The organism is Paenibacillus lemnae (assembly GCF_012933385.1).
Taxonomy (GTDB): domain Bacteria; phylum Bacillota; class Bacilli; order Paenibacillales; family Paenibacillaceae; genus Paenibacillus_AQ; species Paenibacillus_AQ lemnae.
Map to the genome: position 1 here is coordinate 17,439 of NZ_JABBPN010000031.1, position 13,763 is coordinate 31,201.

13 protein-coding genes are annotated in these 13,763 nt (G+C 51.9%); all 13 read right to left on the minus strand.

Going from position 1 to position 13,763, the window contains the following annotated elements:
• Window positions 1-125: 125 nt before the first annotated feature.
• Window positions 126-1,250 (minus strand): glycosyltransferase family 4 protein, encoded by a 1,125-nt coding sequence (locus HII30_RS20600; RefSeq protein ID WP_169506925.1) that lies wholly within the window; start codon window positions 1,248-1,250, stop codon window positions 126-128.
• Window positions 1,251-1,365: 115 nt separating this feature from the next.
• Window positions 1,366-2,127, minus strand: a complete 762-nt coding sequence (locus HII30_RS20605; protein ID WP_211184714.1) for a WecB/TagA/CpsF family glycosyltransferase — start codon at window positions 2,125-2,127, stop codon at window positions 1,366-1,368.
• A gap of 2 nt (window positions 2,128-2,129) precedes the next feature.
• Entirely contained in the window at window positions 2,130-3,338 is a 1,209-nt protein-coding gene (csaB, locus tag HII30_RS20610) for a polysaccharide pyruvyl transferase CsaB (RefSeq protein ID WP_169506937.1), read from the minus strand.
• On the minus strand, window positions 3,314-5,332 hold the full coding sequence (locus HII30_RS20615) for a DUF5693 family protein (protein WP_169506927.1): 2,019 nt from the start codon (window positions 5,330-5,332) through the stop codon (window positions 3,314-3,316). Before HII30_RS20615 ends, csaB begins: the two co-directional genes overlap by 25 nt.
• A gap of 144 nt (window positions 5,333-5,476) precedes the next feature.
• Window positions 5,477-7,192: a phospho-sugar mutase gene (locus HII30_RS20620; protein WP_169506928.1), complete on the minus strand. Its 1,716-nt coding sequence runs from the start codon at window positions 7,190-7,192 to the stop codon at window positions 5,477-5,479.
• 53 nt (window positions 7,193-7,245) lie between these two features.
• Window positions 7,246-7,677 carry a 3-hydroxyacyl-ACP dehydratase FabZ gene (gene fabZ, locus HII30_RS20625; protein ID WP_169506929.1) on the minus strand — a complete coding sequence of 144 codons (432 nt, stop codon included), beginning with the start codon at window positions 7,675-7,677 and terminating at the stop codon, window positions 7,246-7,248.
• 507 nt (window positions 7,678-8,184) lie between these two features.
• A complete protein-coding gene (locus tag HII30_RS21470) occupies window positions 8,185-8,385 on the minus strand; it encodes a DNA-directed RNA polymerase subunit beta (protein WP_169506930.1) in 201 nt (66 codons plus the stop codon).
• Window positions 8,386-8,396: 11 nt separating this feature from the next.
• Window positions 8,397-9,203, minus strand: a complete 807-nt coding sequence (locus HII30_RS20635; RefSeq protein ID WP_169506931.1) for a flagellar hook-basal body protein — start codon at window positions 9,201-9,203, stop codon at window positions 8,397-8,399.
• A gap of 12 nt (window positions 9,204-9,215) precedes the next feature.
• A complete protein-coding gene (locus HII30_RS20640; RefSeq protein ID WP_169506932.1) occupies window positions 9,216-10,091 on the minus strand; it encodes a flagellar hook-basal body protein in 876 nt (291 codons plus the stop codon).
• Window positions 10,092-10,178: 87 nt separating this feature from the next.
• Window positions 10,179-11,177, minus strand: a complete 999-nt coding sequence (gene mreB / locus HII30_RS20645) for a rod shape-determining protein (protein WP_211184718.1) — start codon at window positions 11,175-11,177, stop codon at window positions 10,179-10,181.
• Window positions 11,178-11,370: 193 nt separating this feature from the next.
• Window positions 11,371-11,658, minus strand: a complete 288-nt coding sequence (gene spoIIID, locus HII30_RS20650; protein ID WP_169506934.1) for a sporulation transcriptional regulator SpoIIID — start codon at window positions 11,656-11,658, stop codon at window positions 11,371-11,373.
• A gap of 298 nt (window positions 11,659-11,956) precedes the next feature.
• The gene (locus tag HII30_RS20655) at window positions 11,957-12,691 is read right to left on the minus strand and encodes a M23 family metallopeptidase (protein ID WP_169506935.1); all 735 of its coding nucleotides are present in this window, start codon (window positions 12,689-12,691) and stop codon (window positions 11,957-11,959) included.
• 53 nt (window positions 12,692-12,744) lie between these two features.
• On the minus strand, window positions 12,745-13,763 hold a 1,019-nt coding region (gene spoIID / locus HII30_RS20660), incomplete at its 5' end, for a stage II sporulation protein D (protein ID WP_246246791.1).

Below are 13,763 nucleotides of genomic sequence, written 5' to 3' on the forward strand. Positions count from 1 at the left end.
GCAACCCACTCACCATTATTTAGAAAACCAAACAAAAAAGCCTCACCCTGTTTTCGGGTGAGGCAGCTTGTACGTTAATTCAGTACGTCAGTACGTTATAAGGAAAAGTATTAAAATAGCTATAATTATTTACTGCGTGGATCTGCGTTCGATCTGAGGCGCACCCGGTTGATCAGGCTTAGTATCGGACGCTTTGTCTTGCTCACAAGTCCGATCACCTCGGCGCCGATCTGCAGGAAGAACATCATAATGCAGATGACGACGAATGTCACCCAGTTGGCTTCATACAATGCAGCGGACGATTGAATGACAGCCAGCACACCAAAGAATGCAGCAATGGCATAAATCAGCAGTACCGTTTGACGGTGGCTGAAACCCAGTTCACGCAGGCAGTGATGCAGATGGCCTTTATCCGGCGCAAAGATCGGCTTCTTCTGAAGCTTGCGGCGGACGATGGCGAAGAATGTATCCGACAATGGCACACCGATAATGATCAGCGGCGTAATGAAGGAGACGATCGCAATCTGCTTGAAACCGAGCAGTGACAGCATGGCCAAACTGAATCCAAGGAACAGCGAGCCTGCATCACCCATAAAGATCTTCGCCGGATGAAAGTTAAAGAACAGAAATCCGATAATCCCGCCCAGCAGGAGCAGACACAGCAGTGCTACCATAGTATAGCCCATCAGCAGGGACATGACGAGAATGGTACCAATCGCAATACCGGATACCCCGGCAGCCAGACCATCCAGTCCGTCAATCAGATTAATGGCATTCGTCACACCGACAATCCAGAAAATCGTCAGCGGAATGGAGATCCAGCTCTCCAGTGAGGAGTAGCTGTCCTGGAACGGTATATTTACAAAATCAACGGTAATGTTAAATCCGAATACGACGACACATGCTGCGGCAATCTGAGCCAGAAACTTCACTTTGGCCGACAGCTGGAAGCGGTCATCGAGCGCTCCGATCAGCACAATCATGGAACCGCCGATCAGGAATGCCTTCATGAAATTCGCATCACGCGCAGAAAGACTTTCAGGAATAAAAGGAAGTACAACAATTAATCCAATGACAAAGGCCAGATAAATGCCTAATCCGCCCAGCCGGGGCATGATTCTTGTATGCACTTTACGAGCATCCGGCACATCGACAGCGCCGATCTTAACGGCGAACTTCTTCACGAGTGGTGTCAGGAACAAGGCTAGCGCCAGCGACACGATAAACCCGATCACGTATATTGTTACCATGTAATCATTCAACCCCCAATATGGTTCTACCGTGTTGAATTATACTCCCTTCGTCCGTGAAATCCAATACCAATTTACGGCGATTTTCAGGTTTTTTCACGAAAAAGTGCGGCTGCTAGCTTGTTTTTGTTACGTTTTCTTTGTCTCTCAGCACTTTAACGGCAAATTTCGGAAGGGCAAGCATTCTTTTGAAACGAGTTGGCTCTCGCAGCAGACGGTACAGCCATTCCAGCCGCAGCTTCTGAAAAGCTGCCGGCGCACGCTTGGATTTACCGGAAACGATATCAAACGTTCCGCCCACCCCCATCATCACAGGAACACCCAAGGCGTCCTTATGCTTGTCAATCCAGGGCTCCTGCGTATCTGCACCTCTTGCAACGAGAAGAATATCCGGCGATGCTGCCCGAATTTCCTGTATAACCTCCTGATCCTGATCTGCTCCAAAAAATCCATCACGGTATCCGGCCACAATCGCCGCCGGATACTGCATTTGTAACCGCTCGGCGGCTTCCTGAATCACTTCCGGTGTCGTGCCAAGCAGGTAAAATCTCCATCGCTTGGTTTCTCCGATGCGGAACAGCTCATGCACCAGGTCAAATCCGGTGACCCGTTCCGCCACAGGATCTCCGGCTTTACTTGCTGCCCATACGATGCCGGTCCCATCCGGAACAATGATCTCCGCACGCTGCATCATCTGTTTGTAGGATGGGTTGTCCAAGGCGGTCATGACCATAATGGGATTCGCCGTAATGACCTGATGCGGCTGTCCGGATTCCACCGCTTCCGTCAAATAGACGACCGTCTCCTTAAAGCTCATCTTGGAAAATGGAATCCCGTATATATGAACGGTCTGGAACCGTGCTGACTCTTTCACCATACTCACCCTCTGTGTCCTAGATATTGAACAATTTGACGAGCCGGCAGGCCGGCTTCCAGCTTCAGCTGATCAATGTGTGCTTGATGCTCCGTCTTCCACGCCTCCGGCTGCTCCAGCATAGAGATCATCAATCTCTTCAGATCTTCAGCCTGAAGCGAGTCGGTGCTGCCAACCGGTGCACTGTCCAGCCGTCTCAGAAAATGATCAATCTTCGGATCATAGGATATTCCGATCAGCGGCACACTTTGATTCGCGGCATAAATGAGGCTGTGAAGCCTCATGCCCAGAACAAGCTGACAGCGGCTGACTTCCCTGAGCATATCCTGCGGCTGCTGTTCTTCCAGATAGAAGCTGATTTTGCCTCCGTAAGATGTAATATCACCCATCCGCTCCGTAATATACCGGGAAGCTTCTTCATCATCCGGCTGATGGAACGGCAGAAAGCGTATATGCACCGGACGGCTGCGCATCAGGGACGTTAAGCCCTCGGCGATAGCGTTTAATTCCCGCCGCTGGCTGTCCCAGAAACGGACAGATATGCCGATGACAGGCAGCTCCTGGGGAGAAACAGAACCTCCACCTGGGCTGTTTTCCAGCCCCATTCCCTGGACAGAGACCTCACCGGCGATGGTGTCTCCCAGCAGTTCCTGAGAAGAGCCTTTACCCATGCTGTCTCCCAGCGGCAGCCCCATCACTGGATCTGCCACAACGTTAATGTCATCCGGCGAAATACCCATAGACCGCAGCAGCTCGGCCGACTGGGGATCACGGACAGAGATATAGGTGCATTTGCGGAACACGGAACGAATCATCGGGTGAAACCATTTCCGGTTTACAGGACCTACGCCCTGCGCATAGATAAAGGTAGGCTTTTTCGCCCACTGTGCCATTTTGATAATCGCCAGATAATAAGGGATCGTCTTCGGGCTGGTTGCGTCCTGCAGGAGGCTGCCGCCTCCGCTGATCAAGCCGTCACTCTCCGCAATGGCCCGGCGGACTTCGCCAAGCTTCATACGATGTACCGAACGGACACCGTAGGTTGATGAGGTCGATTCCGGATCGATGGAGAGCACCACCGGAGTGATGGCGACTCCCTGCGACTTCCCTTCGACTTCGAGAGCCGTCAGAATGGATTTTAATACCGCTTCATCCCCGCTATTTCGGAACCCGTAGTATCCGGAGATGACTATTGTCTTAGCAGATGCGACCATCGTCTCCAGATCCTTTCTGCCAATTGCCATACCAGGATAGCAATCAGGCCGATAATAATGCCGATGACCAGTCCAAGCAGCGTACGTATCGCCGAGATATAGAGCGGTGAATGAAGATGGGTGAATGTACCTACCATCGACAGTTGTCCCATGGCCCCGATAATAAGCAGATATGCTGCATGACGATACTTGAAGGACAGGAATAAACCAAGGAGCATCATCGGATGTGCCAGCAGGAACTCTTTGTTCCGCGGTCTGACACCGAACGTATTCTCAAGGAATGAACGGAATACCATTTCAATAGAAGAAACAGATCCCGAATTACCGGTACGGCTTAAATAATATAACCCGACGAAACCAATAACACCGGCTGCAGCGACCCACAGCAGTGTAATCGGTGTGTGCAGCAGCTTGAATATACCTGCACGGCTCATGAGCCCTCCACGGTAAAGGAGTACATAGACGCCTGTCAGCGCCATCGGTGCCAAAGCCAGCAGACTCACACCTCGGAATTGATCCAGCACCAGCATGTACGTCACGTTATTCAGCAGCGCTACCACAAGCGGAACTGTCGCGAGCGAGATGATTGTCGTCTTGATAAACAGCACCAGGGCATGCGCGATTCTCCGGCCTGTACCGATATTCGTCAGCCTGCTGCTGCTCTCGGTCACTTTACGAACAGCCAGGATCATGGCGGTGGTTGGACCGCTGATGGCCACGGCCAGTGCGATCGCCTGTTCCATAAGTTCAGCGTTCAATACATACAATCCTGCGCTGCCGAGCAGTCCCAGAAGAAATGCAGGGATGGCAAGGAACGGAATGAAGTAGGAGATCATCAGCGCAATCAGCGCAACAGCACCGATCAGTGCTCCAATCTTGAAGTACCGTTGAAGCGAAGACTCCGATACTTCAAATGCTTCTGCAGGTCCCATGACAAATCCGTTGGCTTCCATGTCACGGATCGCATGTCCAGGTTCACCCAAAGCTTCGATCAGGTTATCAAAAGGATCTACAATGGTCGCCTGGGCGCCATCCCGCAGCGGTTCAGCATTGAGATAAAACATGCGGATATTCCGGTCCTTCGTTCCCAGCACGAAACGGTCGCTGATCACTTTCGGATCCAGCGTCGCATCCCGTTCACTCAGGGAGTAAATTCGTGCTACGTTGTAGTCGGTCAGATAGGCGAGGAGTTCAAAGCCTTTTTGATTTTGTTTAATATTCTCAATTGCCATCAAACCGATATCATACTGGTTTAACAGCTTCGCGAACGAAGTCAGGCTCTTCTGTTCATCATGATCCTTGAATCCTTTTACAGCATCGCCGTCAAAAAGAATACGCTTTACATCGTTATCCGCAAAATAAGCCATCAATTGACTTGTATATGCCTCATCATAAGGAAGCGTATCCGACAAACGCGGAATGATATTAAAGCCCTTCTCTCGCAGCATAGCAAGGGTCATCGGATCCGGAGCCATCGGCTTCAAACCAGCTTCTACCCTCGGAACCTCCAGGACCAATCCTTCTGATCCTTCAAACTCCCAGTCCCGGACAGGGATGCCGAGGCGGGTAAACGTCTCCTGAATCATCGGTTTAATCCCGGCGGCATTTTGTTCATTGGTAAACAGGATATACGTGAAGTTCTCCATCGGAGGAATGACCTGGCCTGTAATGACAGCCACCTCTTTGGAATCATACACAACAATACGACGGGATTTGTTAAACTCCTCCAGCGTGCTTTCAAACATAGCCATGCTGATCACACCAGCTTCTTTCAGCCGGTCCAGCTGCTCTGATATGTATTCCTGCGGATGCGTCCGATAGACGGAAATGTCCAGCAAATCGCGATAATCAAACACCAGCTCAACATTCTTTGCCGTCGATTCCGTCTGCAGGCGGTCATACCCTACAGGCAGGGCGGACACTACGCCCAGAACGACCAGAATCCACAGCCATTTGCGGGCTGTGAGGTTCCAGCGTTTCCATTGTTGATACACTACAATTTCCCCCTCAATAAGCTTACGGATGATCACTTGTGCTGCCTAAGCAAACTCCAGTCCATCATCAATCCGGTTGTTTTTATTAAAAAGGATGGCTTGGCAGCAACGCAAGCCATCCTTTTCATAGTCATGCCTGTTTCTTTAAGCATCCACACGCGCCATAACGCGTGAGGACAGATTGTCCAGCTTCTGTTGTGCATCCTCTGCCGAAGTGCCGCGCACGGCAAAATATACTTTAATCTTCGGTTCGGTGCCGGATGGACGCAGGCAGAACCATGAACCGTCAGCCAGCATGTATTTCAGTACGTTTTCTTTTGGCAGTCCATCCAGGCCCTGAGCATAATCGAGCACCTGCTCTACAGCAATGCCGCCGATTTCCTGAGGCGGGTTGGAGCGCCATGCTGTCATGATGCCCTGAATTTGGGCAATGCCATTCTTGCCTTTGAGCGTACGGGATTCCAGACCCTCCAGGAAATATCCGAACTGCTCGTACAGCTCCTGCAGCACATCATACAGGGTTTTGCCCTGGCCTTTGTAATAAGCGGCCGCTTCACAGATCAACATCGAAGCCAGCACGGCATCCTTATCACGGGCATAGGTTCCAGCCAGGTAACCATAGCTTTCTTCATAGCCGAACAGATAGGTGTGCTGTCCGCTTTCCTGGAACTGGGTCATTTTCTCACCGATGTATTTGAAGCCGGTCAGTGTGTTCAGCACCGTTGCTCCGTAATGCTCAGCGATGGCTGCACCCATCTCGCTCGTCACGATCGTCTTGATGACTGCGCCATTGTCCGGCAGCTTGCCGGCTTCCTTCAGCTGGCCCAGCAGGTAATGAATCATAATCGCCCCAGACTGGTTGCCGGTCAGCACAACATATTTCCCCTGTCCATTCTTCACCACAGCACCCATGCGGTCTGCGTCCGGATCCGTTCCGATCAGAATATCAGCACCGATCTCCTCACCCAGCCTCATGGCGAGTGTGAAAGCTTCCCGCTCCTCCGGATTCGGAGATTTGACGGAAGAAAAGTCAGCGTCCGGCTGCTCCTGTTCTGGCACGACGTGCACCTGATTGAAGCCGATCTTCTCCAGCACACGGCGGACCGGGATATTCCCTGTTCCATGCAATGGTGTGAAGACGACCTTGAAGTCCTGTCCCAGCGAGGAAGAGATCGCCTCACGGTTCACACTGATGCCCGCTACAGTATCAATAAAGGCTTCATCCTCAGCTTCGCCCAGCCACACCAGCAGGCCTTGCTCCTCCGCTTCGGCCTGTGTCAGGCTTTTTACAGCGGCAAAAGAATCCACGTCCTGGATAAAGTTAATCACTTTCTCCGCTTCATCCGGCACGAGCTGTCCGCCTTCGGCGTTATATACCTTGTAGCCGTTGTACTCCGGCGGGTTGTGGCTCGCTGTGATCACGATGCCTGCCGATGCGCCCAGGTGCCGCACGCTGAATGAGAGCTGCGGTGTGGAGCGCAGGGACGGATACAGCTTCGCTGTGATTCCGTTTCCGGCAAGCACCAGCGCGGCCTCCAGCGCAAATTGAGGTGAGAAGTGGCGTGAATCATGCGCAATGACAACTGATGGCTGCGCAGGTCCCGTATGAGTCTCCAGAATAAAACGCGCGAAGCCTTGTGTCGCACGGCCTACCGTATATTTATTCATCCGGTTGCTGCCAGCTCCGATAATGCCGCGCAGACCGCCTGTTCCAAACTCCAGATCGCGGTAAAACCGCTCCTCCAGCTCCTGTGGATCGTGTTCAATGCCGCGAAGCTCGTTCTTTGTTTCCTCGTCCACATGCTGATCGTTCAGCCAGCGCTGAACGGTTTCTGTCGTTCTTTGACTCATTTCTGCCATGATGTTACCTTCTCCTTCCCGTTCCCCATATATATTGTGATTAACGTCAAGCTTTATGCCTGGTCAGACAGCGCGAACATAATCTCGCCTTCGGCTACGGTTTTCCCGTCGACGGAAGCTGTCGCTTTTCCTTTACCAATCGCACCCTTCAGGCGTGTGATTTCTACTTCAAGACGCAGCGTATCGCCCGGAACGACTTGTCCGCGGAAACGGAATCCGTCAATTCCGGCTAAAAAACCGAGTTTACCTTTATTGCTGTCCACACTGAGCATGGCAATGGCGCCCACCTGTGCGAGCGCCTCTACAATGAGCACCCCCGGCATTACAGCATATTGTGGAAAATGTCCGACAAAAAAAGGCTCATTGATCGTTACATTCTTGATGCCGACGGCCCGTTTGCCCTCTTCCATCTCAATAATTTTGTCAACCAGCAAAAATGGCGGGCGATGCGGAATGATTTCCTGGATTTGTCCGATATTCAGCACGGTAAAACTCCCTTCTTCTCTATGTACCCAAGCGGTACAGGTTTTGAATTATGTATTCAGATGCTCACCCGCAGGCGGCACGTTCTTCCCTCGCTGCATAAGCTGCAGAAATCTGGGCAACATATAGATACCCTTCGTGGACTGCAGACGTGGAGGTTGATATAAGGGCTCTTGCGGACTCAGCTCAGGCTGGACCATAAGGGCCCTTTTTACCATTCCCATTATAACGTTTAACGAAAAAAAAAGAAAACTCCCGCAAGGGAGTCAGTGAACTACGATATTACTTTGTTTTTATACATAGCATGAAGTTAAAGAAACCGTTCTGAAAGGCTGCGATGGCAAGTGTTCTTACGACCGCTGTTGCCTCCAAAATGCTTGGAATTATAATCAATGGTAGCATTTTGGAGGCAAAGGCGGACGCTTCCGCTTCTCCAGAATCACTTGTCACCTCCGCTATAGAAAGGTTTTATCTATAGTTCATCCTATATAACAAAGTCATGTCTCGTTCTATGGGGAAAAAACAAGGTCATAGACATGTTTCCATGTACTCCATTGAAACACATCACTCATCTCGCCGTCACCCAATATAACATAGCCCGCTACCATTCCTCCGCCAAGCGCTAAAAGCAGCATGAGGGGAACGATAATGCGAAGCGCGATTTTCCATCCCGGAGTCTTGTGCGCCTTCGGCTCGCTTGCTTCACTCACGCTATCATCACCTATCCTCGCATCGTGTTGGCAAGGTTCATCATGGTATCACTGGAGCTGAGGGCCCTTGCCGCGAGCTGATAAGCCCGCTGGACTTCCATCATCTTCGTCATCTCGTCAGACAGGTTCACATTGGATTCTTCCAGAAATCCGGACTGCACCTCTGAATTCAGCTGCCCCGGAGCCGCAAATACTTGGCCTTCTGTAAGTCCCGCCGACAGTGTGTACAGATTGCCATCCATCTGCACCAGCCCTTCCGGCCGCTGCAGTTCTGCAAGCTTCAGGACTTGAAGAGGCCGTTTGCCAGCTGCGTCCTCTACCCAAATCTGGCCGGTGGTATCGACCGCAATCTTACCGTTAGCCGGAAGCATAATCGGGCTATTATTCTGATCCAGCACCCTGTACCCCTGATTGTTAACGAGCTGCAGCATATTGGCATCCTCCGGATCCGGCGTCACATGAAATCCGCCTTCTCGTGTATAGGCGATGGTGTCTCCGCTGCTTACCGCAAACATGGCGCTGCCTTCAATACCGAGATCCAAAGGTCTTCCGGTTTCCTTCAGCACACCCTGTTCCATATTCTGCTCTACAGAAGCTACCTTCATTCCGTAACCAACGGTATAACCAGGCTGTGTCGCACGGCCGCCCAGGTTAAAATCCTTATGGTGCTGCTGCACCCGGTTCAGTACATCCTCGAAAGAAGCGTTCTTGCTTTTATATCCTACCGTATTGGCGTTTGCTATATTATCTGCGATGACATCCAGCTTCTGCTGCATGCTGTTCATGGATACCATGCTGCTGATCATGGAGTTATTCATGTAGAAACCTCCTTATACCCTGCCGATTTCATTGGCGGCTTTCTCCAGAGACTTGTCATAAAACTGAATGACCTTCTGATTTGTTTCATAAGCCCGAAGTGCAGCGGTCAGTTCCACCATGGATTTCGAAGGATCCACATTGGAAGCTTCAATAAATCCCTGGCGAACCATGACATTGTCTCCGTTCGCAAGCATACGCACGCCTTCTTCACTCTGCAGACGGTATACACCATTGCCTTCTCTCACCAGATCAAACGGCCTGTCCACTACACTGATTCCCAGCGCAGGTCCGATAGGATTTCCGGCTCCATCCAAGATAAACCCTTGCTCATTCACTGTAAGGTTACCGGCTGCCCCTGTCAATACAACGGCCTCGTTATTGGTATCCAATACCTGGAGCCCTGTAGAGGTCAGTACATTGCCTTCCGGACTGATCTGAAATTGTCCATTGCGGGTGTACCGGGTATTGCCGTTCTCGTCCTGTACTGTGAAAAAAGCCTGCGGACGATAGGTCACCTCTCCGTCTTCACTTATAAATCGGCCGGATGCATCAAAAGGCATGTTCATGCCTGTCTCGGGATTCATCACATTCAGCTCGGACACAATGGCAAAATCAGACGTGTTCCCGGTCTCTCTCAGGTCACCCTGTGTATACAGCGCCATGCTTTCTTCTGCAAATACACCTGTGTTCAGCTTGCCGATGGTATGCTTCGGATTGCCCGGCTCGCCGCCGATCATGGAGACCAGCACCTCCGGAAACGACCGAATGACCGTATCATTCTGCTTATAGCCCGCCGTATTCAGGTTCGCAATATTCTGTGTTACCGTATCGTGACGCCGCTGCTGGGTAACCATCCCTGCCGCTGCGTTATATAGACCTCTAAGCAATTGGAGCACATCCCTTCACAATGCGATAACATGATCACTTGTCGCTCTCTACCGTCAAAAAACTTCCTACTGTTGTATATCGGAAGGTCAGAACCTTTTCTTTACGACTTTATCCAAATTGTCGAGCATAATTCCCGTGCCTTTCACCACACAGTGCATCGGGTCTTCAGCGACAAGCACCGGCACACGCAGCTGCTCTGTCAGCAGCTCGTCCACCCCGTGAAGCAGTGCCCCACCGCCGGTCAAAATAACGCCGCGGTCGATAATATCCGCCGACAGCTCCGGCGGTGTCCGTTCCAGCACCAGCTTGGCTGCCGCCACAATGGATGACATGGGATCCCATAACGCCTCCTGAATCTCGGCTGAGGTCACTGTGACAGTAAGCGGCAGTCCGGATACCATATCACGGCCGCGGACGTCCATCTCTTCATTTCTCCCGCCTGGACGGACAGTTCCGATACCCATCTTCAGCTCCTCGGATGTCCGTTCCCCGATCAATAATTTATATTTAAGCTTGATGTACTTGATAATCGCCTCGTCGAACTTGTCCCCCGCCATTTTGATGGACGATGCCGTAACGACATCGCCCATGGACAGGACGGCGACATCTGTCGTACCGCCGCCGATATCCACTACCATATTGCCGCTCGGCTGATAAATATCCATGCCGGCGCCAATGGCAGCCGCTTTGGGCTCTTCCTCCAGGAACACTTCCTTGGCCCCGCTGCGCTCTGCCGCTTCCCGAATCGACTTCTGCTCCACGGATGTAATATTGGTCGGGGCACAGATCAAAATACGGGGACGGCTGTGCCAGCTGCGGGCACCAACGCGGTCGATAAAGTATCGCATCATGCTTTCCGTAATGTCGAAGTCGGCGATCACTCCGTCCCTCAGCGGGCGGATCACCGTGATGTTGCCAGGGGTTCGGCCGACCATACGATGGGCTTCTTCCCCAACGGCAAGGACACGCCGAGTCTCGCTTTCAATGGTCACGACAGAAGGTTCATCCACCACAACACCTCTGCCTTTGACATGAATTAATACATTTGCTGTCCCGAGATCGATCCCGATATCCTTGCTAAACATCATGAAAAGCCCCCAAAGTGAAATTTTATGGTAAAAGTGTACCGGTTATAAACCCGTTTATTGGACATATAACGACATACGCTTCAAAAAAACCGGCACCAAAAGGTTAAGTTCGTCGATCTTATACCATCTTTTAACATATCATACTTTAGGGGAGGGATTCAACGCCATTTTCGCGACCTTGGACCTAGATTCAGGATTTCGCTGAAGCGACAGGCTCACGGATACCAGATGGGGATTTTTTGTACTTAATCTTGGTGGCTTCTCCTCCCCGGAGATGGCGGATGGACTTGTGGTACTCCAGAATATGCTTAACCTGATCCGCCAGGTCCGGGTTGATCTCTGGCAGACGTTCGGTTAAATCCTTATGCACCGTGCTTTTCGACACGCCAAACTCTTTGGCAATCGTCCGGACTGTATGCCTCGTTTCCACGATACAGCGTCCGATCTTAATGGTCCGCTCTTTGATGTAATCGTGCACGCTCCCGCCTCCCTACTGTGTGGATAGTTTGGTACATTATATGAGTGCCATGACGGGATATTCGCGGTTTCACGGGGTGACAAGCTTTGCCGGACCCATTTATTTTGGGGACATGCCAGGACAAAACGAAAAACGGGCTGTCCCAAAAGTAGTTGTTTGTTATGCATGGGGGCTTACTTGAATGAAAATAACGTGGATAGTTCAGCCTATCTTAGGCAGCAAAAGGGGGCCGCCCTCAAGATCCAAGATCTTTTGGGACAGCCCCTTCCTCTGCTGCAAGCCGTACTTGGGCTTGACTTTATTTTTTGCTGATCAGGGTTTCCGGGTTGATCAAATTCCCGGCCTGGTACACTTCAAAGTGCAAATGGTTGCCCAGGTCCTTCTCGAACTCGCTGCGTCCAGCCTGGCCGATCACATCGCCCTGCTTGACTTCCTTGCCTTCTTCTACGCTCACGCCAGCCAGACTCTGGTACACGGTTTTTAAATCACCCGCATGGGTAATCTCTACCACGTTGCCGTTGACCGGATGCTCTTCGACTCGAGTAACGGTTCCGCTCTGTGCAGCTTGAACATCAAAAACCTTGTTGTCCTGACGCGCAAGATCGATGCCTGTGTTCGGTGTGAAGGTATCGTTGTACTGGATCATCGCTGCTTCATGCTCTTCAGCCGGAGCTTCGGCATCAAAGAAGTTCTTCACGATCACAGCTTCGGCGCTGTCAGCAGCCGGCCAGATCATGCTCTCTGCGTTAGCGATGACTTCGACAGCTTCCCCGTCTTTGCCTTCCGCCGCGGTTTGAGCTTCAGAACCCTGACCGCTTTCCTTCGCGGCTGTCTGCGGTTCCAGCGGTTTTTGGCCGGCGTCCTGGTAGACCCACACGAGGGTTAGTATAATTGCCGCTGCTGTCACATAAGCTGCCGGGAACACCCACCGTTTGGACAACATTTTCTTCCACGAAGACGGCGCTTGCGCCGATTCTCCCTTTGCAGTTTTAGGAGCTTCTTCGCGGGTTTGACTGTTTTTGTTTTCACTCATTTGCAATCACCTCAGTAACCATTGTTACCGGGGGCAAACCTTTTATACCTGAGCTATCTATTATTTTTTTGAACAAGTAGTTTGGCAGTTTCGGCAAAAGAAATCCCGGTATAATAGTGCCTCAAAATCTCCTTCGCCTTGTAGCCTTCTCTCGCCATACCTTCTGCGCCGTATTGGCTCATGCCTACTCCGTGGCCGTATCCGTAGGTTACAATCTCTACTTCTCCGTCCTGTATGCTCCAGTTGAACTGACTGGACCGCAAATCCAGCTTCTCACGGATTTCACGGCCCGAGAAGGTTCGGGTGCCTACCCGGGCTTCCTGAACTCTTTTGCCTTCGGTATAAGAGAGAATGTTCAGGAGGCTGGCCGAGTTCTTATCCTGGGATGATAGGGAAACCGGCACGGCTGACCCAGACAAGCCCAGGCGGGTAATCAGCTCCTGCCGCGTCATGGTGACTACCGTCTTGTATTTAGGGGAAATCTCTTTGTCCCAAGGACTCTCCACACTCCGTAGATACGGAATCTCGCTGCTCCAGTAGTCTTCCGAGTTTTCGGTATAGCCGTTACTGGTAGAGAAAAAAGAAGCCGTAATCGGCTCCCCCTGATAGGTCATAACAATGCCCCGGGTTTCTTTGACAGCCTGCTGCAGCTTCTGTAAATCGTGCTCCCTGCCAGCATCCTTCCAGTCTTTCTTAAGTACAGCCTCTGATATGTAAGCCTGATGGGCGACGGTATCGCTGACCTGCCCTTTGCCTTCCGGCACACCGGAGGTATCGCCGCTGCGAAGGCGCTGCACGATATAGGTACGGGCAGCGATGGCCTGCGCCTTGAGCGCCTCCAGCTGGAACTCTGCCGGCATTTCGGCGGCAACGACGCCGACGAGGTAGCGCTCCAGCGGGAGGCTTTCGGTGGTGTCCGTCCGGGTCAGGTAGACGGACACCACCGGTTCTTCCGCCGCCTGCGGCGCGGCGGAAGGGGCGGGCGCCGGCCCGGGCGCGGGCGGTGCGGGCTGGTGGTTGCCCCCCGGGGCGACCACCAGCAGCGGCAGCGCAAGCGCGAGGGCCAGCAGGC

Coding starts and splice junctions, on each gene's coding strand:
- HII30_RS20635 (WP_169506931.1), bottom strand. CDS start 9,203: ATGAATAACTCCATGATCAGCAGCATGGTATCCATGAACAGCATGCAG.
- HII30_RS20655 (WP_169506935.1), bottom strand. CDS start 12,691: ATGAGTGAAAACAAAAACAGTCAAACCCGCGAAGAAGCTCCTAAAACT.
- csaB (WP_169506937.1), bottom strand. CDS start 3,338: ATGGTCGCATCTGCTAAGACAATAGTCATCTCCGGATACTACGGGTTC.
- HII30_RS20600 (WP_169506925.1), bottom strand. CDS start 1,250: ATGGTAACAATATACGTGATCGGGTTTATCGTGTCGCTGGCGCTAGCC.
- mreB (WP_211184718.1), bottom strand. CDS start 11,177: ATGTTTAGCAAGGATATCGGGATCGATCTCGGGACAGCAAATGTATTA.
- HII30_RS20620 (WP_169506928.1), bottom strand. CDS start 7,192: ATGGCAGAAATGAGTCAAAGAACGACAGAAACCGTTCAGCGCTGGCTG.
- HII30_RS20605 (WP_211184714.1), bottom strand. CDS start 2,127: ATGGTGAAAGAGTCAGCACGGTTCCAGACCGTTCATATATACGGGATT.